The 21,324-nt window shown below is 68.8% G+C and carries 17 protein-coding genes; 5 read left to right on the top strand and 12 right to left on the bottom strand.

The annotated features are described in order from the left end of the window. Window positions 1-38 precede the first annotated feature (38 nt). The 5 genes from GBZ48_RS30465 to GBZ48_RS30445 form a co-directional block, all read right to left on the bottom strand. The gene (locus tag GBZ48_RS30465; protein ID WP_246307565.1) at window positions 39-749 is read right to left on the bottom strand and encodes a response regulator transcription factor; all 711 of its coding nucleotides are present in this window, start codon (window positions 747-749) and stop codon (window positions 39-41) included. Next, window positions 739-2,319 carry a PAS domain-containing sensor histidine kinase gene (locus tag GBZ48_RS30460; RefSeq protein ID WP_343049729.1) on the bottom strand — a complete coding sequence of 527 codons (1,581 nt, stop codon included), beginning with the start codon at window positions 2,317-2,319 and terminating at the stop codon, window positions 739-741. The genes GBZ48_RS30465 and GBZ48_RS30460 overlap by 11 nt, the downstream gene beginning before the upstream one ends. Window positions 2,320-2,404: 85 nt before the next feature. Continuing rightward, window positions 2,405-3,481, bottom strand: a complete 1,077-nt coding sequence (locus tag GBZ48_RS30455; protein WP_174474442.1) for an apurinic/apyrimidinic endonuclease family protein — start codon at window positions 3,479-3,481, stop codon at window positions 2,405-2,407. Between the two features lie 82 nt (window positions 3,482-3,563). Continuing rightward, window positions 3,564-4,259, bottom strand: a complete 696-nt coding sequence (locus GBZ48_RS30450; RefSeq protein WP_174474441.1) for a hypothetical protein — start codon at window positions 4,257-4,259, stop codon at window positions 3,564-3,566. 11 nt (window positions 4,260-4,270) lie between these two features. Beyond that, on the bottom strand, window positions 4,271-5,170 hold the full coding sequence (locus tag GBZ48_RS30445) for a helix-turn-helix domain-containing protein (protein WP_174474440.1): 900 nt from the start codon (window positions 5,168-5,170) through the stop codon (window positions 4,271-4,273). Between the two features lie 968 nt (window positions 5,171-6,138). On the opposite strand from GBZ48_RS30445, the gene GBZ48_RS30440 reads away from it, so the two are divergent. Beyond that, complete coding sequence (locus tag GBZ48_RS30440; protein ID WP_174474439.1) at window positions 6,139-7,329, top strand: plasmid replication protein; 1,191 nt, start codon at window positions 6,139-6,141, stop codon at window positions 7,327-7,329. Between the two features lie 115 nt (window positions 7,330-7,444). Here GBZ48_RS30440 and GBZ48_RS30435 read toward each other — a convergent pair whose 3' ends face one another. Beyond that, entirely contained in the window at window positions 7,445-7,855 is a 411-nt protein-coding gene (locus tag GBZ48_RS30435; protein WP_174474438.1) for a hypothetical protein, read from the bottom strand. 410 nt (window positions 7,856-8,265) lie between these two features. On the opposite strand from GBZ48_RS30435, the gene GBZ48_RS30430 reads away from it, so the two are divergent. The 3 genes from GBZ48_RS30430 (at window position 8,266) to GBZ48_RS30420 (ending at window position 11,809) form a co-directional block, all read left to right on the top strand. Next, on the top strand, window positions 8,266-8,826 hold the full coding sequence (locus GBZ48_RS30430; RefSeq protein ID WP_174474437.1) for a sugar O-acetyltransferase: 561 nt from the start codon (window positions 8,266-8,268) through the stop codon (window positions 8,824-8,826). A 452-nt stretch (window positions 8,827-9,278) separates the two neighbouring features. Continuing rightward, window positions 9,279-10,673 (top strand): sel1 repeat family protein, encoded by a 1,395-nt coding sequence (locus tag GBZ48_RS30425; RefSeq protein ID WP_174474436.1) that lies wholly within the window; start codon window positions 9,279-9,281, stop codon window positions 10,671-10,673. A gap of 32 nt (window positions 10,674-10,705) precedes the next feature. Continuing rightward, the gene (locus tag GBZ48_RS30420) at window positions 10,706-11,809 is read left to right on the top strand and encodes a TAXI family TRAP transporter solute-binding subunit (protein WP_174474435.1); all 1,104 of its coding nucleotides are present in this window, start codon (window positions 10,706-10,708) and stop codon (window positions 11,807-11,809) included. A gap of 71 nt (window positions 11,810-11,880) precedes the next feature. On the opposite strand, the gene GBZ48_RS30415 is transcribed toward GBZ48_RS30420, so the two are convergent. The 6 genes from GBZ48_RS30415 to GBZ48_RS30390 form a co-directional block, all read right to left on the bottom strand. Beyond that, complete coding sequence (locus tag GBZ48_RS30415; RefSeq protein WP_174474434.1) at window positions 11,881-12,684, bottom strand: ATP-binding cassette domain-containing protein; 804 nt, start codon at window positions 12,682-12,684, stop codon at window positions 11,881-11,883. Further along, the gene (locus tag GBZ48_RS30410) at window positions 12,681-14,003 is read right to left on the bottom strand and encodes a sugar ABC transporter permease (RefSeq protein WP_174474433.1); all 1,323 of its coding nucleotides are present in this window, start codon (window positions 14,001-14,003) and stop codon (window positions 12,681-12,683) included. Before GBZ48_RS30410 ends, GBZ48_RS30415 begins: the two co-directional genes overlap by 4 nt. Further along, window positions 14,003-15,061, bottom strand: coding sequence for a D-xylose ABC transporter substrate-binding protein (gene xylF / locus GBZ48_RS30405; protein WP_209798453.1), 1,059 nt, complete (start codon window positions 15,059-15,061; stop codon window positions 14,003-14,005). The genes GBZ48_RS30410 and xylF overlap by 1 nt, the downstream gene beginning before the upstream one ends. A gap of 118 nt (window positions 15,062-15,179) precedes the next feature. Further along, window positions 15,180-16,502 carry a xylose isomerase gene (gene xylA / locus GBZ48_RS30400; RefSeq protein ID WP_174474432.1) on the bottom strand — a complete coding sequence of 441 codons (1,323 nt, stop codon included), beginning with the start codon at window positions 16,500-16,502 and terminating at the stop codon, window positions 15,180-15,182. Continuing rightward, window positions 16,499-17,950 carry a xylulokinase gene (xylB, locus tag GBZ48_RS30395; protein ID WP_174474431.1) on the bottom strand — a complete coding sequence of 484 codons (1,452 nt, stop codon included), beginning with the start codon at window positions 17,948-17,950 and terminating at the stop codon, window positions 16,499-16,501. Before xylB ends, xylA begins: the two co-directional genes overlap by 4 nt. Window positions 17,951-17,997: 47 nt before the next feature. After that, window positions 17,998-19,056, bottom strand: a complete 1,059-nt coding sequence (locus tag GBZ48_RS30390) for a LacI family DNA-binding transcriptional regulator (protein WP_174474430.1) — start codon at window positions 19,054-19,056, stop codon at window positions 17,998-18,000. A 300-nt stretch (window positions 19,057-19,356) separates the two neighbouring features. On the opposite strand from GBZ48_RS30390, the gene GBZ48_RS30385 reads away from it, so the two are divergent. After that, a complete protein-coding gene (locus tag GBZ48_RS30385) occupies window positions 19,357-21,204 on the top strand; it encodes a DEAD/DEAH box helicase (RefSeq protein WP_174474429.1) in 1,848 nt (615 codons plus the stop codon). Window positions 21,205-21,324 lie beyond the last annotated feature (120 nt).

The raw sequence follows: 21,324 nt of genomic DNA, 5'->3' as shown, positions 1-21,324 counted from the left end.
TAAGGAGCAATGCGTATGCGGCGCGCTTTTGATGCAGATCAGCCCCCGCCGGGAACGACACCGGCGGCAATCGCCATGCGGACCAGGGTGGGCAGGCTGTCGGCCTGCATCTTCTCCATCACCCGCGCGCGGTGGATCTCCACGGTGCGCGGGCTGATCGACAGCTCGAACGCGATGACCTTGTTCGACTTTCCGGCAACCAGCCAGCGCAGTACGTCGAGTTCGCGCGGCGTCAGGGCCGACAGGCGGGCCAGCACCTCCGGCGGGGCGGAGGCGGCGGGCGGGGGAGCCGGCTGCTCCGGCGCCGGAGCCGGCGGGGCGGTCTCCACCGTCCGGCTGTCCGCCGCGCGGGCCAGGGCGGAGCGGACGGCGGCGAGCAGCGCCTCCTCCTCGAACGGCTTCTCGACGAAATCGACCGCCCCGGCCTTCATGGCGCGGACGGCGAGCGGCACGTCGCCATGGCCGGTCATCACCACCACCGGGATGGCGTGGCCGTCGCGGGTCAGCCGTTCCTGAACGTCGAGGCCGCTCATCTGCGGCATACGGACATCGACCAGCAGGCAGCCCGGCCGCGACGGGGCGTCGGAGCCGAGGAAGGCGAGCGGGGTGGCGAAGCTTTCCGCCCGGAAACCGGCGCATTCCAGCAGGACCTGGAGGGAATCGCGGATGGCGTCGTCGTCGTCGACGATGAAGACGGTGAGGTCGGCGGGCATGTCGGATACGGCGTCGGGCTTGGCGTCAGCGGGCATCGTCGGCATCCGCTGCGGACAGGGAAGTCGAAAGGGGGACGGTGAAGGCGAAGCTGGCGCCGGTGGATGGCGGTTCGGCGGCCGGCTCCAGCCACAGGCGGCCGCCATGGGCTTCGATGATCGAGCGGCAGATCGACAGCCCCAGCCCCATGCCGCCGCTCTTCGTGGTGACGAAGGGCTGGAACAGCTGGGCGCGCACCGTCTCCGGCACGCCGGGGCCGCTGTCGGTGACGGAGACGCGGCGGAAAGCCTCGTCCGCCGGCTCGGGGCCGGTGCGGACGGTCAGCACCCGCTGCCCGCCCGGCGCGCCGCCCATCGCTTCGATGGCGTTGCGGACGAGGTTGAGGATCACCTGCTGGACCTGCACCTTGTCGATCAGCACCTGCGGGTCGGCGGGCTCGAAGTCGAAGCGCACATGCAGGCCGCGCTCCTTGGCGCCGACGAGGGCGAGCGCGCTCGCCTCCTCCACCACCTTGTTGAGGGATTCAACGGAGCGGTGGGTCTTGCCCTTCTCGATGAAGCTGCGCAGATGGCGGATGATCTGGCCGGCGCGGGTGGCCTGGGCGCTCGCCTTGTCGACCATGTCCATCGCCTTGGACACCGTTTCCGGGCGTTCCATCAGGCGCTTGGCGGCCTTGGCGTAGTTGATGACGGCGGTCAGCGGCTGGTTCAGCTCGTGGGCCAGCGTCGAGGCCATCTGGCCCATGGCGCTGACCCGGCTGACATGCAGAAGCTCCGACTGGAGTTCCTGCAGGCGCCGCTCGGTGGCCTGCCGCTCGGTCAGGTCGCGGACGAAGCCGGTGAAGCAGCGCCGGCCGGCGAGCAGCACCTCCCCCACTGCCAGTTCCATCGGGAAGACCGATCCGTCGCGCCGCTGGCCCGACACGATTCGGCCGATGCCGATGATGCGGCGCTCCCCCGTCCGCCCGTAGCGCTCCAGATAGCCGTCATGCTGCTCGCGGTAGGGGGACGGCATCAGCATGCTGATGTTGCGCCCGGTCACCTCCGCCGCCGCATAGCCGAACAGCCGTTCGGCCGCCGGGCTGAAGGATTCGATCAGCCCCGTCTCGCCGATGACGATGATCGCTTCCGGCACCGTCTGGAGGATCGAGGCCAGCCGCGCCTCGCGCTCGCGCAGCGCGGTTTCGGCCTGCCGGGATGCCGTCAGGTCGCGGATGATGCCGATATAGACCGGTGGGCCGTCCTGGCCCGCCTCCCCCACCGACAGATCCATCGGGAAGCAGGAGCCGTCCTTGCGCTGGCCGGTCACCTCGCGGCCGATGCCGATGATCCGGCGCTCCCCGGTGCGGTGATAGCGCTCCAGATAGCCGTCATGCTCCTCGCGGTAGGGGGCGGGCATCAGGATGTTGACGTTGCGGCCGACCACCTCCGCCGCGGTCCAGCCGAACAGCCGTTCGCAGGCGGGGTTGAACGAGGTGATCCGACCGCGGTCGTCGATGATGACGACCCCGTCGGGCACGGTGTCCAGCATCGCCTGCAACTGCGACAGAGCACCCAGGTTCTGTTCCCGGTCATCGGCCCGGTTATCATCCCGGCTATCGTCCGCCACGTCCAACCCTCGACCTCTCTTCCTTCGTCGGCAACAGAGTAGTTGAGTGCAACCGTGGGTCAAGGCCGGCGATCGGGGCCGGCGATCAGGGGCCGGCGGAGGCCGGAGCGGAGATGGCGCCGCTCAGCAGGGCGTCCTGCTCCAGATCGTCGACGGCGAGGTTCTTGGCCTTGGCCTCCACCTCGAAATCGGCCCAGGAGAGATGCTCCGCCACCAGCCGGTTGACCGCGTGGTTCCACATGCGCTGGGAGTGCGCGCGCAGATCCCTGGTGGTCAGCCCGCGCGCCGCCAGCGCCGTATAGTCCGGCAGTCTGTCGGCCGGCCAGTCCGCCAGCAGATCCTCGCGTGACACGCTGATGTGGGCGACCGGCCGCACCCCGCGCCAGGAGCCGGCGACCACGGCGATGCGCGGATCGTCGGGGCGCAGATACTCGCCTTGCGTGCGGACCCAATGGTGGTGGAGGTCGAGCACGATGGGCACACTGTCGGCCAGCGGCAGCAGGTCGTCCAGGCCGAAGGACATCTCGTCGTTCTCGACCGTCAGCAAATCGCGCGCATCCTCCGACAGCAGGCCATAACCGCGGCGGAAGCCGGCGATCCCCTCCCCGCGCCCGCCGCCATGGATGTTGACGTGCGCGCCCCGCGGGTGCCAGCCGCCGGTCAGCCCCATCATCCGCAGGATGTCGGCATGGTACTCCAGCTCCGCCACCGCATTGTCGAGGGTGGAGGGGTTGGCGCTGTTCAGCACGCAATACTGGTCCGGGTGCAGCCCGATGCGGATGTCCGCCGCCATCGCCTTGCGGCCGACATGCTCCAGCCCGCTCCGCACCAGCGCCTGGACACCGGGCTGGCGGTAGAGCGGCCGTCCGACCTCGTGCGTGTAGGCCGGCAGCAACCCGCTGTTGACGCGCAGCAGGCGGCGGTAGGCCGGATGCCGGGCGACCTCGTCCAGTTGCAGATGCAGGGACTGGAGGTTGCGGCGCAGGACCTCCGTCAGCTTTTCCTCGGCACGGGCGGGGTTCAGCCTGCTCAACGTCGCGATGGTGACGGTGCCGGGATTCATGCGCCTGGCAAGTCCGGCGTCGCCATCGGGCGGAACATACTGGCAGCACCAGCCGAAACGGGCGGCGGACGGCGGCATCGGAGCGGAGGTGTCGGGCATCGGTCGGCATGATGAAGCGGACGGGCCGCTTAATATGGACCGCGGATCCGGCGCTTCCACCGCAGGCCGATTGCGGCCGGGGTCATCCCATTTGGCCCATGCGGCGCAGCGCTCCCGTCGCCAGTGCCCGCGGCTCCATCGTTCCCCGATCCGTGCCCGGCAGATCTGCGCCCGCCAGATCCGGGGCCGCGTCGGCAAGGGCTTGCAGCCGGTCGGCCAAGGCGCGTTCCGGGGCGCAGAGTTCCTCGCATAGGGCCCGCATCTCGGCGATGGAAGGACGCCATTTCCGGCTGCGGCGCCAGTGGCGGGCGGCGGCGTCGATCACCCAGGCCGGGTATTCCCCAAGATCCTCCGCCCAATCGAGCGCCATCATCCGCTCGACCTCGGGAGACAGACCCTTGGCCGGGAAATGGCTGAGCAGGGTCAGCACGCGGCCGAGCAGATGGTCGCTGTCGGCCGGGGCCAGCACGGTCCCGGACAGATCCTCCAGGGTCTGGCGGGCAAGCGCCGCCTGCGCGGCGGTAACGCCTGCCGGGGGAAACCACTGCTCGATCATGCCGTCGAAGCCATCCTCGCCGAAGCGCGGGCGCCGGTCGGTGCGGCCCTGGGCCAACAGCTCCTGAAGCGGCGGCGGAAGTGCTGCGGTCAGCCGGATCCGGCGCTGGGGCGCAGGCAGGGTCGGGTCGAAGGCGGCGGCCGGCGAGGTTGGAAGGTGGGGCCGCGACAAGGCGGTGACGGTCGCCCTACCGGGGGGGGCGCTTCCGGGTCTTGCGGTCATCGGTCGTCCCTTCATCGCCAAGTGGGAGCGGTGGCGGAGCGCCGGCGCAGTTCATCGGCGGCTGCACTCCAGGCACCGAGGCGCTGTTCGGTGATGGCGGATTGGTGGGCGGATCTGTGGGGGGACTTGCCGGCGGGTGCGGCGAAGGCCGGACTGTTGCCGGAGAGGGGGGGAGCCTTGCCGACGGCGGCGTCCTGCGAAAGCCATGCCCTCCAGGCGGAGGAAACGTCACGGTAGCGGTAGCCATGGGCCCGGCAGCGCAGGATGAAGCCCTCGACATGGCGGCCGAGGTCGATCTCGGCATGACGTGCCCTGGCCCAGGCGAGATCGTCGGCGGTTGGCATCCAGCCTTCCGGAACCTCCTGCGGTCGTGACCGGGGGCCCGCTTCCGTGCCCGCCTGTGTCCCCGTGGGCTCGCCCGAAGCGAGCGAGTCCGGAATCTGTTTGAATTGGACCTGTTCCTGACTCGCCGGCGGACAGGGGATGTGCATGGCGGAGTCATCCCTGTCGGCCGCCGGAACAGGGCGATGTCCGGCGGCGGCATCCCGCGACTCTGTATCCGGCCCGCTGCCGTCCAGCGGGGTGAAGCGCAGGCGGTAGAGGCAGGACAGGCGGGCGCCGTCGCGGCCGCGGCGATGTTCGATGCCGACCAGCCCGAGGTCGCTCAATGCCTGGATGATGCGGTTGACGGTCGGGCGCGACCGTTTGAGCTTGGCGGCCAGCGTCGATTGCGACGGCCAGCACAGGCCGCTGTCGTCGGCGAAGGTGGCGAGCGCCGCCAGGACGGCGAAGCCGTCGGCCTCCAGGCCGGGATGGTCGAGCCACCAGGCGGGAATCCGGCCCCATCGGCGCGTGTCGAGAGGGTGCCCGTCGGATGGGGGCGATGTGGATGGCGACGATTTGGGCGACATGGGGGAAACTCCGCAAGGCATGGGAAACGGCCGGGTGCCAGCGGGTGAGGCTGCCGGACGGCCGATGAACTTGCGGGCAAGGATTCCGCCGGTCGTGCCGGCCGTCGAATCGCGGGCAAATGGGACAGAGTCGCTTGTGTCCCGTTGGCCCGCGATTCTGTCCCAACGGCCCGCGACCCTGTCGCCTTTGCCCGCGGTTCGGTCGGCTTTGGTCGCGCCAGCGCTGCGAATCGGATCCGATCCCGTTTGCCCGCGCTTCGCCGGATTCCCGCCGCCGCTCCCCTGGGCAGGTTGTCCCACTTGCTCGCGGTTCGGCGGGCGGACTGTCGTTGGGCCGAGCTTGCAGGGCGGGTGACGCTGGTCAGCTCTCCCCTGTGGAGCGGAGTATGATATAAGCCATTGTGATTGTTCGATAAAATCCATGGGGACGTGATTGGTCAGGGGGATTTCCCGCGCGCTTTCCCGAGAATCCTCGCCGTGCGTCCCCCTCACCCCCGATCCTCTCCCCGCCTTTCGGCGACGCTGCGCTTCGCCTGTCGGCGCCGTAAGCCAAGCTTGCGGCGTGAGAAGAGGGGATTCGGTCCCATTTGCCCGCGGTTGGACGGTCCGTCGAACGCCCGGCGGCCCGGCTTGTGTCCTGAATGCTCGCGTTTGGCGTCGGCCGCGTCCGGGGCTATCCCATTTGCCCGCGCTTCATCGCCGCGGCGCGGCGGAATCGGCGCTCCGAGTCTATGTCCCGAATGCCCGCGCTTCGTCGTTCCGCCCGCGATTCGCGGCGGCAGGGACCAATCCGGCGGCGTTGGGCAGACGCGGTCCGATCCAACCGCGGGCATTCGGGACACAGGCGCGGCCAATTCCTACACAAGCGCGGTCAAATGGGACACAGGCCTTCGGTGTGAATCCTCCCTGCCGGTTGCCTCCGTCGGACACGAGCCCCTATCGTGACCTGTGGCGAGGAGGGATGAGGCATGAGCAAGGCGAACGCGGTCCAGCTGACTCTGTTCGAGATGGAGGACCGCAGTCAGTCCCATATGATCGCGCTTTACGACACGGCACCGCGATTCGTGTTCGTGTCGAAAGGCCGGGGGACCGAGCCGGAGCTGCCGGCCGCCAACGCGTTCGTCCAGTCGGTCCACAAGGAGTTTCCCTTCAAGGACGCCCTGTTCTCGCTGACCTTGCAGCCCGCCCGCATCTACCGCCCGGCCAAGCCCGGCCCCGGCGAGGATCCGGCGGAAAAACGCATGGTCGAGTATGAGGTGTTCCCGTCGGAGCGCGAGCAGATCGTCGAGCAGGTGGTACGCCGTCTCGCCATGGACCGCTCGCGCCTGTCGCTGATGGGCGACAAGCAGGACCGCGTCCGCGTGCATTTCTCGCTCTACGAAATCCGGCGGGAGCTGCGCGCGGTCAACCGCACCATGGACACGGCGGAGATCCGCGAGGCGCTGGAGATCCTCGCCCGTACCCGGATGATCATCAGCAAGATGCCGGAGAACGGGCGCAAGTCGGCGCGGCCGGTGCTGGAATCCTCGGTCTTCCCCACTCTCTACATCCGCCCGCGCACCGGCGAGGGCGGCGAGGAGGACGAGAACGACACCTATCTGGAGTTCAACGCGCTGGTCGCCTCGGCCATCCGCAACCTGGAATTCAAGCCGATCTCCTACCAGTGGATCATGCGGCTGAAGAGTCCGGTGGCGCGCTGGCTTTATAACCGGTTGTCCATCGAATATGGCGACCTCGACCTCAGCCGCCTGCCGGACGGCGTTCACGATGTGCCGCCGATGACGCTGTCGGCCGACGACATCATCAACAACAGCGGCATGAACGAGTGGAGTCGGCGGCGCGACACGCTGCGCACCGTGACCTCCGCCGTCGATTCGCTGGTCGAGGAAGGCATTCTCGATCAGGTCGAGAAAACGGTGTCGAAGGATGGCCGGCGCATCAACGACATCGAATACATCATGATGCCGAGCCAGAAATTCCTCGATCAAGTCCGCCGCGGCAACGTCGTGCAGGAGGCGAACGCCGCCACCTTCCGCGCCATCGCCGGCAGCGACGAACGCCCCAAGGAGTTCCTGCCCATCTCCCCCGGCCAGAGCGTCGAGCTGCGCCGCCGCCGCGGCACCCTGCTGGGTACGCGCAACGGCCAGGGCGAAGGCTGACACTGTCGAGCGTAAAGCCTGACGCATCAGGCTTTACGCTTGCCCTTGATCGGCCGGCGGGGCCGCAGTTGCGGCCCTTGCCGTCCTGTTCAAGTGACCAAAGACGATTGCGCAGTTACTGGCAAGTCGCCTGATACTTCGGAGTGCTCGTGCCGATGTTGAGGGCATAAGCGTGGCAGGTCTTGGTCCACTTGTTGTCTTTGTAGATTCTGACGGTAATGTGGTAATAGGTTTGGTCGAGCGTCGTGCTGCCGCCCTTGTGCCACCATTTGGTAATGCCAAGGTCGGTCTTCGCGACGCTGTTGTAGCCGTTTTTGATCGAGTCGTCCGCCGATTGCTGCAGCGCCATTTGGACGGTGATCGTCGTATCGGGCGCGGTCAGCGCCAATTGCGTCGCCGTGATCGGAGTGTAATTGTCGCAGTTGGTCTCGGAGGCGCAGACATAAGTCGCCGCCGGCGCCGCGGTAGCGAACAGACCCGACAGGCCGACGGCAAAAGCGAACGCCAGACCAAACCGTTTTTTCATCGCTGAATCCTCCTGCACGTGACCGGGGAGCATGAACGCGCTCACTCGGCCGCGAGGCTGAATCGAATGCGCGTGCGATGGCGACATTAGTTGCGCTTTTAGTTGTTCTCAAGCAAAAGATACTTTTTATGAGGGAATAATGATTTGATGCATACAAGTATAAGTATATAATGCCCTGCGAGGATGGCGCGTACCAAGGCGCGGCATGTGCGGGGCGCCGGGGCGACGTCCGAAGATGCGCGGCGCAGACTCGATCCCCGAAGCGATGTCGCAGAAGGGAGCGTAAGACGGACTTGAGTTCGACGGTCCGAGTCATCCCGAAGCGTCGGCGCATGGCCGGTCGACAACTGCTCTAATCGCTGGCCCCCGGCGCACAACTGCCGGCGGGCCTGCGAACTGGGAGATGAGCGATGCAGACGTCCGATGGACGCAGCGAAAAGGAAAAGATGCTGGCCGGCGATCTCTATGACGCCTCGGCCCCGAAAATCCAGGCGGATCAGGCTGCCGCCAAGGCGTGGATGGTCCGCTACAACGCCGCGCTCGCCCTGCCCCCCGGCGACCGGCGCAAGCTGTTGCTGGAGCGGTTCGCCGCAGTGGGCGAAGGCGCGGTCGTCCGTCCGCCCTTCCATTGCGACTACGGCTACAACATCAGTCTCGGCACCGGGGTGTTCCTCAACTTCAACTGCGTCATTCTGGACGTCGTCGCGGTGACCATCGGCGACAAGACGCAGATCGGGCCGGGCGTCCAGATCCTGACCGCCGACCACCCGCGCGACTTCGCCACCCGCGAGGCCGGGCTGGAGTTCGGGCGGCCCATCCACATCGGCCGCAATGTCTGGATCGGCGGCGCTGCGCTGATCCTGCCCGGCGTCACCATCGGCGACGACGCCATCGTCGGTGCCGGAAGCGTGGTGACGCGCGACGTGCCGGCCGGTGCCACGGTGATGGGAAACCCGGCCAGGGTGCGCTGATCCGCTTTTCGCTTTTTTTCACAAGGGTCTGTTTCTTCGCAAGACGGGGTGCCGCTGCGACCGGCGGTGGCACCCCGTTCCGGCGGTGGATGCCGCGGCCGGATTCGAGCCCTCTCCGCCCGATACGGGTCAGAAGATTACGAAGTAATCCTCCCTTTACCGTAAAACGGGAAACGCCCTCTACGGGATGGTTGTTTTTCTTCGGTTGTCACTTAAAATGAAACGATCCCGAGAGATCGGTAAGATAACAAATAATTCGAAACAATCGACGGCGTAAAACATCGCCGCATGTCTTTCAAAAGTCCCGAATTCGATCCGCCGGCAAGGCGGGTTTTGAGGGATTTTGTCTGGGAGGATGCCACATGCGCGAGACGCGGCCCCGTTTTCTGCGCCGTTTCCTATCCCATGCCGATTTTCTGCATCGCCGCCGCGGACGGGAGGCCGGGCAGTCCTTGCTCCCAGGCTCAGGCAGCATCCGACCCTGCTTCGCCGTCCTGACGGTTCTGGCGCTGCCGATGCAACTTAACGGGGTGGCCGGGCGGCTTGACGGGAGGGGCGCTGCCTTCGGCTCCGGGCCGGGCGGCGGCTGTTGCCTGCTGGTGGCCGGAGAGGGGGCGGGCGAGGATGGTGGGGCCGGCAGCACGCTCGACTCCTGGCTTGTCGTGCGCGAGAAGCCGCATGGCAACAACGCCCGGCAGGTCGACACCGTCGCCACCCATACGACGGTTCTGCCGAAATCGGGCGAGGCAGCGACCGACTGGCGGCTGATGCCCTTCGTCGCCGCCCAGACGTCGGGCGGCGTGCCGGGGCAGCCGATCCCGCTGTCCATCGTCGTCACCTCTCCCTACGGCCAGCCGAACCCGCAGTATGAGGCGGTCACCTTCGTCCTGATCGACAATCTGCCGGACGGTGCCAGCCTGTCGCGGGGCCAGCGGAGCAGCGACGGGGCCTGGAAGGTGCCGCAGGAGGAACTGTCCGACCTGACCCTGAGCGTGCCGCCCGAAACCGCCGCTCCGCTGACTTTGCTCATCACGGCGGTGACCGATCATGGCGGCGGCGTGGTCGCCAGACAGGCGGTGACGCTGGCGGTACCGGTCTCCGACACCGTTGCGGTCGCCGACGACTCTCTCGCCAGCTCTGCCGCCAACACTGCTGCCGACCCTCCGGCGCAGGGGGGCTCGTCGCAGGGAGGCCCGGCGCAGGTCATGGAGGCGGCAAAGCCGGACATGGCGGAACCGGCGGTGTCCGGAAGTTCCTCCCCGCCTGTGCCGCCGGAGCCGCAAGCGCAGGAGCCGCAGCAAAGCGAACCGGCGGTCGCCGAGGCGCCAGCCCCCGCGCCAACGGCCGACCCACCGCCGGCCGAGGTCCCGGCAGCCGTTCAGACGGTTGCCGCCCCTCCGCCGCCGCCGGAGCCGCAGGTCGCCGCCAAGGCCGCTTCCCCGCCGGCCACCGTCGCCGTCGCCGCCGTTCCGGCGGTGGCCGCTCCTCCGCCGGAGCCGCCGCGGGCGGAGAAGCGGGAGGAGGTGGTGCACAAACCGGCCAAGCTGCCGTCCAACATTCCGGAGGCGACGCTGATGAAGCGGGGCGACGACCTGTTCGCCCAGGGCGATCTGGCGGGGGCGCGGCTCTATTACGAGATGGTCGCCGAAACCGGCAATGCGAAGGCCGCCTTTGCGCTCGGCCGGACCCACGACCCGCTGGTGCACGAGCGGCTGCATGTCCGTGGCCTGCCGCCCGATCCGGAGCAGGCCGCCGCATGGTACCGGCGGGCGGTCGCCGCCGGCAGCGGGGATGCCGAACAGCAACTGAAGAAACTGACCGACTGGCTCGCCGGAAAATCGCGATAGCCGGGCGCAGCCATCGAGGGGGGAAAAGCATCATGAAGGCATCTTTTGTCCGCATGCTTGCGGTGGGGGCCTGCATCGCCGGCGGCGTGCTCGGCCTCGCCGGCATGGCGTCGGCCGCCGATCCACGCGGCGTCAATGCCAACAGCGGCACCGTCGGCATCGTGTCGGGCGGGGTCGAGGGGACCTATGTGCGCATCGCCGCCGATCTGGCGTCGGTGCTGGACGACGGCGACACGCTGCGTGTCCTCCCCATGCTGGGCAAGGGCTCGGTTCAGAACCTGAAGGACGTGGTGCTGCTGAAGGGGATCGATGTCGGCATCGTGCAGTCGGACGTGCTGGCCTATGCCAAGCGCGAACGGCTCCTGCCCAACCTCGACCGCCGCATCAAATACATCGCCAAGCTCTACAACGAGGAACTGCACATCCTCGCCGGACCCGACGTGACGCGGATCGAGGATCTGGCCGGCCGCAAGGTCAATGTCGATGTCCAGGGAAGCGGGACCTCGATGACCGCCTCGCTGGTGTTCGACATGCTGGGCATCCGGGTGGAACCGCAGGCGAACGATCAGGCGCTGGCGCTGGAGAAGCTGCGCAAGGGGGAGATCGCGGCGATGGCCTATGTCGCCGGCAAGCCGACCCGGCTGTTCCGCGACCTGAAGGCCGGGGACGGGCTGCATTTCCTGTCGGTCCCGATGAGCGCCGCGCTGCTCGACACCTATCTGCCCTCGCGCCTGACCAGCGCCGACTATGACGGGCTGATCAAGCCCGGCGAGCAGGTCGACACCGTGGCGGTCGGGGCGGTGATGGCGGTCTATGGCTGGGAGCGCGACCTGGAGCGGCACCGCAAGGTCGCCCGCTTCGTCGATGCCTTCTTCAGCAAGTTCGACGAGTTCCTGAAGCCGCCGCGCCATCCGAAATGGAAGGAGGTCAATCTGGCCGCCGACGTTCCCGGCTGGACCCGGTTCGAGCCGGCGGAGCAGTGGCTGCGTCAGGCGTCGGCGGCGAAGGAGCCGCAGACCGCCGCCGCCAGGAAGGAGGAGTTCCGCAGCTTCGTCGAGCAGCGCGGGGTGCCGCCCCAGCAGGCGGAGAAGCTGTTCGAGCAGTTCCTGCTGTGGCAGGCGCGCTCGCCGCAATAGGAGATGGCGTCAGGGGGAAGCCGGGGCCTTCTGCCGGTGGATCGGCGGAAGGCACCCGGTTCAGGTGGGCGTCAGGCCGCCGCCCCCGGTCCGGGAACGGCACCGGGCGGGCATTTGCCGAGGATGATCATCCCCAGCACCTCGTCCTTGCTCACGTCGGCGACGCGGGCGGTGCCGACCAGCTTGCCGTTCTTCATCACATGGATGCGGTCGGCCAGATCGAACACGTCGTGGATGTCGTGGGAGATCAGGAAGATGCCGATCCCCTCCTGCTTCAGCTGCTTCACCAGCTCGCCGACCTGCCGGGTCTCGGCGGGGCCCAACGCTGCGGTCGGTTCGTCCATGATCAGGACGCGCGCGTCGAAATGGATGGCGCGGGCGATGGCGACCGACTGGCGCTGGCCGCCGGACAGCGCCTTCACCGGCTCCTTGAAGCGGCGGAAATGCGGGTTGAGGCGGCCCATCACCTTGCGCGCCTCCGCCTCCATCGCATGGTCGTCGAGCGTGCCCCAGGCGGTCAGCTTCTCGCGGCCGAGGAAGATGTTGGCGGCGGCGTCGACATTGTCGGCCAGAGCCAGCGTCTGGTAGATCGTCTCGATGCCGCAGCGCTTGGCGTCGCGCGGGCTGGCGATGTGCACAGTCTCGCCGTTCACCCGGATCTCGCCATGGTCGGCGGCATAGGCGCCGGACAGGATCTTGATGAGCGTCGATTTGCCGGCCCCGTTGTGGCCGAGCAGCCCGACCACCTCGCCGGGGTAGAGGTCGATGCTGACGCCGTCCACCGCCTTGATGCCGCCGAAGGCGATGGAGACGTCGCGCATCTCCACCAGCGGGGCGGTCGCCGGCTGCGGGATTGCCGTAGCGAGAGCGCTCATTTCAGCCCCCTGCGATAGAGCGTGTCGACATAGACCGCGGCGACCAGAACGAGGCCGACGACGATGTTCTGCATCGGCGCGTCCACCCCCAGCAGCACCATGCCGGATTGCAGCGACTGCATCACCATGGCCCCCAGCATCGCGCCGAGGATGGTGCCGACGCCGCCCGCCATCGAGGTGCCGCCGATGATCGCCGCGGCGATGACGTACAGCTCGTCCAGCGTGCCGTTGGCGTTGGTGGCGGCGTTCAGCCGGGCGGTGGCGATGCAGGCGGACAGGCCGCACAGCGCCCCCATCAGCCCGAACACCATCACCATCACCCGGCGGGTGTTGATGCCCGACAGCTCCGCCGCCTCCGGATTGCCACCGATGGCGAAGACGTAGCGGCCGAAGCGGGTGCGCCGCGACAGGAAGGTCATCGCCACCCCCACCGCCACCGCGATCAGCACCGGGATGGCGAAGCCGTGGGCGACGAAGGGAAGCCCGCCGTCGGTGGAAAGCCCCTGGGCTTCCATCATCCGGCGCACCACCGGGACGGGAAGCGGGTAGCTATTGACCACCAGCACGGCGCCGACGATGGCGGCGGCGACCAGCAGGATCACCACCCCCTCCGCCCACAGCGGCCGGACGGGAAAGCCGAAGCCGGCCCGCCGCCGCCGCGTCACCAGGATGGCGGCGACCGAGAGCAGGACGGCGGCGATGCCGACCATCCAGCTCGGCCCGGCGCCGATGGCGCCCTCGAAGCCGCCGCCCAGCCGTTTGAACAGGCCGTCCATCGGCGCCACCGTCTGGCCGGTGGTGACCCACCATGCCGCCCCGCGCCAGACCAGCAGCCCGCCCAACGTGACGATGAAGGACGACACGCCGAGATAGGCGATGATGGCGCCCTGCACCGCCCCGACCGCCCCGCCGACGGCGACCGCCGCCAGCACCGCCACCACCCAGGTCAGCGGATTGTCGAATCCCCAGATCTCCGGCAAGAGGCGGGCCTGGAGCACGCCGACCACCATGCCGGTGAAGCCCAGGATGGAGCCCACCGACAGGTCGATGTTGCGGGTGACGATGACCAGAACCATGCCCGTCGCCATCACGCCGACGGACGCGGTCTGTACCGACAGGTTCCACAGGTTGCGCGGGGTCAGGAAGGCGCCGCCGGTCAGGATGTCGAAGCCGATCCAGACGATGGCCAGCGCCCCGATCATCCCGACCATGCGGGTGTCCAACTCCAGCGCGCGCAGGGCGTCGCCGATGCCGGCCCGCCGTCCGGCCGGCGCTTCCGCAGGGGGCGCCGGGGACAGGGTGGTGGACGGCTCCGCCATCAGTTGCAGGCCTTGACGCTGCCGGGCTTCACGCCCTGGCAGACCACGTCCTTGGTCACCCAGCCGGCGTCGATCACCTGGCCGAGGTTGTCCTTGGTGATGGCGATGGGGGTGAGGAACAGCGAGGTCATCTTCTGCTTCTTCGGCCCGCCGTCGAAGGTCGTGGCCCCGGAAATGTCGGTCATCTTCTTGCCGCCCGCCAGATCCATGGCGATCTCGGCGGCGCGGCGGCCAAGCTCGCGGGCGTCCTTCCACACCGACACCGTCTGGGTGCCGAGCGCGATGCGGTTCAGCGCCGCCTTGTCGCCGTCCTGGCCCGACACCGGAACGGTCCCGGCCAGCCCCTGCGCCGCCAGTGCTGCGACCGCGCCGCCGGCGGTGCCGTCGTTGGAGGCGACCACGGCATCGACCTTGTTGCCGTTCTTGGTCAGGATCTGCTCCATGTTCTGCTGGGCGATGGCCGGCAGCCACTTGTCGGTGTAGGCCTCGCCGACATTCTTCACGTCGCCGCGGTCCATCGCGGCCTTCAGCACCTCCATCTGGCCGGCGAACAGGAAGTCGGCGTTCGGATCGGTCGAGCTGCCCTTGATGAAGGCGTAGTTGCCCTTGGGCTTCATCGCGAAGACGCTGCGCGCCTGGAGCCGGCCGACCTCCTTGTTGTCGAAGGTGATGTAGAAGGCCGACGGGATTTCGATCAGGCGATCATAGCCGACGACCGGGATGCCCTCCGCTGCCGCCTTCTCAACCGCCGGGCGGATGGCGTCGCTGTCCTGGGCCAGGATGATCAGCGCGTTGGCACCGCGGGAGATCAGCGATTCGATGTCCGACAGCTGCTTGGCCGGCGAGGACTGGGCGTCGGCCGAAAGGTACTTGCCGCCGGCCTTCTCGATCACGGCCTTGATCGCCGCCTCGTCGGTCTTCCAGCGCTCTTCCTGGAAGTTGGACCAGGACACGCCGACGGTGGCGCCTGCGGCGAGTGCCGCCGTCGAGGTCATGGTGGTTGCGGCGGCCAGCGTCAGGAACAGGCCGGCGGCGGTCGCGGTGAGGCGGTGCTTCATCGTGTTTCCTCCCTGTGTGGCCGCGTCGGGTGTGGCGGCCTTGTTGATCGACGAAAGCAGTGGAGCGGGGATCACCTCCCTCTCCCGCGGCGGGAGAGGGCATGTCATGCGTCCCTTCTCAGACGTAGCGGTTGACGATGTTCTCCAGATACTCCTGCCGGCCGGAGCGCGGCTGGGGATTCAGGCCCGAGGTCAGCGCCCGTTCGGCGAGCGTGGCGAGGTCGCGCTTGCCGGACAGGATCGCCTGCCCTTCCGCACCGTCCCAGCCGGCGTAGCGCTCGGCCAGCGGCTTGGTCAGGGCGCCGTCCTCCAGCATCTGCGCCGCCTGCAGCAGGGCGCGGGCGCAGGTGTCGACGCCGCCGATGTGGCCGTGCAGCAGATCCGCCGGGTCGAGCGACTGGCGGCGGATCTTGGCGTCGAAATTCAAGCCGCCGGTGGTGAAGCCGCCGCCCTTCAGGATGTCGTGCATGACCACCGTCAGCTCGCCGACGTCGTTGGCGAACTGGTCGGTGTCCCAGCCCAGCAGCGGGTCGCCGCGGTTCATGTCGAGCGAGCCGAAGATGCCGAGCGCCAGCGCCAGAGCCACCTCGTGCTGGAAGCTGTGGCCGGCGAGGATGGCGTGGTTCTGCTCGATGTTCACCCGCACGTCGGCCAGCAGGTCGTAGCGTTCCAGGAAGCCGTAGACGGTGGCGACGTCGAAGTCGTACTGGTGCTTGGTCGGTTCGCGCGGCTTCGGTTCGATCAGGATCGGGCCGTCGAAGCCGATCCTGTGCTTGTGCTCCACCACCATCGCCAGGAAGCGGCCCATCTGGTCCAGCTCGCGCTTCAGGTCGGTGTTCAGCAGCGTCTCATAGCCCTCGCGGCCGCCCCACATGACATAGTTGGCGCCGCCCAGCGCGTGGGTGGCTTCCAGCGCCGCGCGCACCTGTCCGCAGGCATAGAGGAAGACATCCGGGTCCGGGTTGGTCGCAGCGCCCGCCATGTAGCGGCGGTTGGAGAACAGGTTGGCGGTGCCCCACAGCAGACGGACCTTGGCGGTCTCCATCTTTGTCGCGAACAGCTCGGTGATGGCCTTCAGGTTGTCGACGCTCTCGGCCAGGGAGCCGCCCTCCGGCGCGGCGTCGAGGTCGTGGAAGCAGAAGAAGGGGATGTCGAGCAGGCGGAACATCTCGAAGGCGACATCGGCCTTGGCGCGGGCCGCCGCCATCGGGTCCTGGCCGGGACGCATCCACGGGCGCTGGAAGGTCTCGCCGCCGAACGGGTCGCCGCCCGGCCAGCAGAAGCTGTGCCAGTAGCAGGCGGCCAGCCGCAGATGGTCCTCCATCCGCTTGCCCAGCACCACGCGGTCCTTGTCGTACCAGCGGTAGGACAGCGGGTCGCGGCTGTCCGGCCCGCGATAGGCCACCGGGGACAGGTCGCCGAAGAATGAGGCGGTGCTCAAGACGCGAACTCCTTGGCAAGGGGGTAGAGCCGGCGCCAGCGCAGCCAGGCCTGGCTGTACGCCTCGGCGCGGGCCGGATCGGGGGTGAAGGTCTCAAGACGGCGGGGCTTGCGGCAGACGGTGGCGGGGGCTTCCCCGGTCGCCGCCATGCGGCCGAGATGGGCGGCACCCAGCGCCGCCCCGACCTCGCCGTCCTCGATGCGGTGGATGGTGACGCCGAGCGCGTCGGCGCAGATGCGCGCCCACAGTCCCGAGCGGGAGCCGCCGCCGGCAAGGTCGAAAACTTTGGGGGCGCCCTCTCCCAGCGCGACGAGGTTGTCGCGGGAGGCGAAGGCGACACCCTCCAGCACAGCCTGGACCATCGCGTCTCGCGTGGTCTCCGCCGACAGGCCGGCGAACAGGCCGCGCACGGTGGCGTCGTTGTGCGGGGTGCGCTCGCCCGACAGATAGGGCAGGAAGGCGACCGGCGAGGGGCCGTCCACCGAATCGCCCAGCGGGGCCAGCAGCTCCGCCTCGGGCGCGCCGAGGGTGGAGGCCGCCCAGGCCAGCGAGGCGGCCGACGACAGCATCACGCCCATCTGGTGCCAGACGCCGGGCAGCGCGTGGCAGAAGGCATGGACCGCCATCGCCGGGTTGGGCAGGAAGTGGTCGGTCGTCCGCCACACCACGCCGGAGGTGCCGAGGCTGAGGAAGCCGTCGCCCGGCGCGATGGCGCCGAGCCCGACCGCGCTGGCGGCGCAATCCCCTGCCCCGCCCGCCACCAGCGGCGGGTTGCGCATCCCCCAGCGGCGGGCCAGTTCGGGCGACAGCCGGGCGACGGCGTCGGAGCCTTCGGCCAGATCGGGCATGTGGGCGCGGGTCATCCGGGTGGCGGCGAGCAGGTCGTCCGACCAGTCGCGTCGGGCCACGTCGAGCCACAGCGTGCCGGAGGCGTCCGACATCTCCTCCACCATGGCACCGGTGAAGCGCCAGCGGACATAGGCCTTGGGCAGCAGCACCTTGGCCAGCGCCGCGAACACCTCCGGCTCCTCCTCCGCCACCCACAGCAGCTTGGGCGCGGTGAAGCCGGGCATGGCGATGTTGCCGCTGATGGTGCGCAGTGTCGGGAGCGTTTCCTCCAGCGTGGCGCACTGGCGGTGGGAGCGGCCGTCGTTCCACAGGATGGCGGGACGCAGAACCCGGTTGTCGGACCCCAGCAGAACCGCGCCGTGCATCTGGCCGGAGAAGCCGATGCCGAGCACGGCGGCGAGCGCGTCCGGCTGGCGGTCTGCCAGCTCGTCCACCGCGGCGACGGCGGCGGCGACCCAGTCCTCCGGTTCCTGCTCCGACCACAGGGGATGCGGGCGCGAGACGGTGCAGGGGCGGGACGCGCTGCCGGCGACGGCCCCGTCGGCGTCGGTCAGAACCGCCTTGACGCTCGACGTGCCGATGTCGATCCCGAGAAACATGACTGTCGACCTTCTCCGATGCCCGTTAAGGCGTGTTCCGATGCCCGTCAGGGCAGGTTGTCGCGCAGGATGACCTGGACCCTGATGTGTTCCTGCGCCGCGACGATCTCCTGGCCGGTGACCAGGGCGTGGAGTACCCGGCCCATCGAGCGCACCTCGTGCCCCGGATCCTGGGCGACCAGGGCGGCGAAGCTGCCGTCCAGCAGCATGCGGCGGGTGGCCGGCGTCAGCTCGTGCCCGACGCAGAGGATCTTGCGGACGAGCCCTGCCTCGGCCAGCGCCTCGCCGATGCCGACCGAACCCTCGCCGGTGTTGTAGATCGCCACCAGATCGGGCGTGTCGGCCAGCATGCGGCGAACCAGATCGCGGTTGCGGTCGGGATCGTCGCGGCCCTCCGCCGGCATCAGGCAGGTCAGATGGGGATATTCCTCCGCCAGCACCTGCCCGAAGCCGAAGCGCCGTTCGGCATGGTCGCGCAGGCTGCCCGACCCGGTGATGATGCCGACGGCGCCTCCTGTCTCCCCGTTTCGGGGCGGACCGAGGAAGCGGCCGACCAGCGATCCGGCGGTGCGGCCGGCGGCGATGTTGTCGATGCCGACATAATGCTGGCGGCGCGACGACGGGGCGTCCGACACCAGCGTCACCACCGCCATCCCGCCCTCGACCAGATCGTCGATGGCGGCGCGGATGCGCGGATGGTCGAGCGCCACCAGCGCCACCCCGTCGAAGCGGCCCGGCAGGGCGGCCAGCTGCGCCGCCAGCGTGTCGGCGTCGAACACGTCGGCCTCGACGATCTCCACCCCGATGCGGCGGGCGCGGAACCAGCCGGCCTGGGCGCGGATGTTGTCGGCAATGTCCATCATGAAGCGGTTGCCGCCGCCGGGCAGGATCGCGGCGAAGCGCCAGGAGCGTGCCCGCGCCAGCTCCGCCGCCGCCGCCAGCGGGCGGAAGCCCAGCCGCTGCACCGCCTCGTGCACCTTGCGCGCGGTCTTGGCGCTGACGCCGGGCCGCCCGTTGACCACCCGGTCGGCGGTCGCAAGGCTGACGCCGGCCGCAGCTGCCACGTCACGCAGGGTCAGGGGGCCGTCGCTGGTTTGATTGTTCATGCCGCGAACATATTCCTGCATTTTGAGGTGCGCAACTCAAATCTTGAGCTTCAGCTTGTGCTCTGCCTTTTGGCCGGTTGGCTTTGATGCTGAGAGGTTCGCATGTGCGGAATTTCAGGTGCGTACATCAGAATGCCGCAGGGCGGCGTGCTCATAAGGCTTAGGTGGCGCTCATCGCTCCACCCGACCGGTGGCGGCATTACTCCCCCTGAGGCTCGTTACCTACGATTGCGCTCAAGACCGGGGGACTCTCGGCACTTTAGGCTTGCTCCTCCCTCGTGCCACAGCCAGCAGGGTGGAATGCCGCAGCTGAGAACCCATCAGCAACTGGTCAGCGCCATCGCCAACGCCATCGGCCAGCAGCAGACGGAGGTTCGCGACGTTCTGGCGGCGGTGACGCCCGGCGGGGGGAAATCGCTGCTGCCGGTGATCATGGCGGCGGCGCTGCACAAGGCCGGGCGGATCGACCGGGTCTGCTGGATCGTGCCGCGCGACAGCCTGCGCCAGCAGGCGGAGGAGGCCTTCGTCGATCCGCGCTGGCGCGAGGTGTTGGGACACAACCTTGCCCTGCGCGCGGCGGAGAACGGGCGCGACCTCTGCCGCGGTTTGCAGGGCTACGTCACCACCTATCAGGCGGTGGCCGCAGCACCGGACCTGCATCTGCAGGAGTTCCGCCGCCACCGCTACCTGCTGGCGGTGGACGAGCTGCACCATCTGCCGGCGGTCTTCGACACCGACCGCATGGCGGCGGTGGAGGAGGAAACCGCCTGGAGCCGGTCGATCCTGCCGCTGCTGGAGAATGCGTCGGCCCGTCTGCTGATGAGCGGGACGCTGGAGCGCGCCGACGGCCGGCCGATCCTGTGGCTGCCCTACCGTGCGCCGCAGGGAACGCGGAAGGTGCGGGAGGTCGACTTCAAGGCGCCGGGCTGGGCGGTGGTGGGATATTCGCGGCGGCAGGCGCTGGCGGAGAAGGCGATCCTGCCGGTCACCTTCGGGGCGATGGACGGCACGGCCTCCTGGCTGGATGCGGAGCGGACCAACCGCTGGGTCGATTCCCTGTCCAAGGCGGGGGAGAACACGCGCGACGCCCTGTTCACCGCGCTGCGCACCGGCTTCGCCCAGGCGATGCTGCGGGAAGCCTACCGCTCCTGCCGGGAGCATCGGGCGAAGCGGCGGGCGGAACTGAAGCTGCCGGCGGGTCGCGACGATCCGGGGCTTGGCAAGCTGCTGGTGATCGCCCCCGACCAGGGAACGGCGCGCTTCTATCTGGAGACGCTGCAGGGCTGGATGCCGAAGGCGCAGGCGGGGCGCATGGCGCGGCTCGCCATTTCCGAGTGCCGCGATGCGCAGGAGGTGGTCGCCGCTTTCCGCCTGCGTCCCGAACCGGCGGTGCTGGTGTCCGTCGCCATGGCGTATGAGGGGCTGGACGCGCCGTCGATCACCCATGTCGCCTGCCTGACGCACATCCGCTCCCGCCCCTGGCTGGAGCAGGCCATCGCGCGGGCGACGCGGGTGGACCCGCATGGCGGCCCCTACGACCGGCAGCGGGCGCTGGTCTACCACCCGTCCGACGCGCTGTTCGAACAGTTCCGCACCATGGTGGAGACCCAGCAGGGCACCCGCGCCATGGTGAAGACCCGCAGGCCGCAGCAGGAGCTTCCCTTCGAACGCTCGACGGAGCGGGAACCGGAGATCATTCCGCTGGAATCCAACGCCACGGCGCTGAGCTTCGCGGTGGTGGCGCCGGGGCCGGATTTCGGTGCGCAGGGGCGGGATCCGGGGGAGCTGCCGCTGACGCCGAGTGCGGCGGAGCATCACCTGCGCCAGCGCATCGGGCAATTGGTTGCGGCCCAGGTGATCGAGGACGAGGACAACAACCTCGTCACCGAGGGGCCGACCGGCTACCACATCTACAACGCCGTGCTGAAGCGGCTGATGAAGAAGGCGCGCTCCGAAATGACTCTGTCGGAGCTGGAGGCGACGGTCGGCTGGCTGGAGCGCAACCGGCTGTCGGACCACCGGCACCTGATCCTCGACGATCCGCAATTCACATGGTCGACCCGGCGGCGGGGTCAGGCCATCCCGTATAGCTCCCTCTCCCGCCCCGGGAGAGGGAAGGGGCCCGCCGCGAAGCGGTGGGAAGGGTGAGGGGTTATCCAAAGATCCATGCGGTTCGGGGCCATGCGGTTCGGGATCCTTGCTCTCCCCCTCACCCTCCCCACGCCTTTGGCGTGGGTCCCCTCCCTCTCCCGGGGCGGGAGAGGGCAT

The organism is Azospirillum melinis (assembly GCF_013340935.1).
GTDB lineage: Bacteria > Pseudomonadota > Alphaproteobacteria > Azospirillales > Azospirillaceae > Azospirillum > Azospirillum melinis.
Note: the sequence above shows the minus strand (reverse complement) of the source record. Positions and strands in the feature narration are given on the sequence as shown.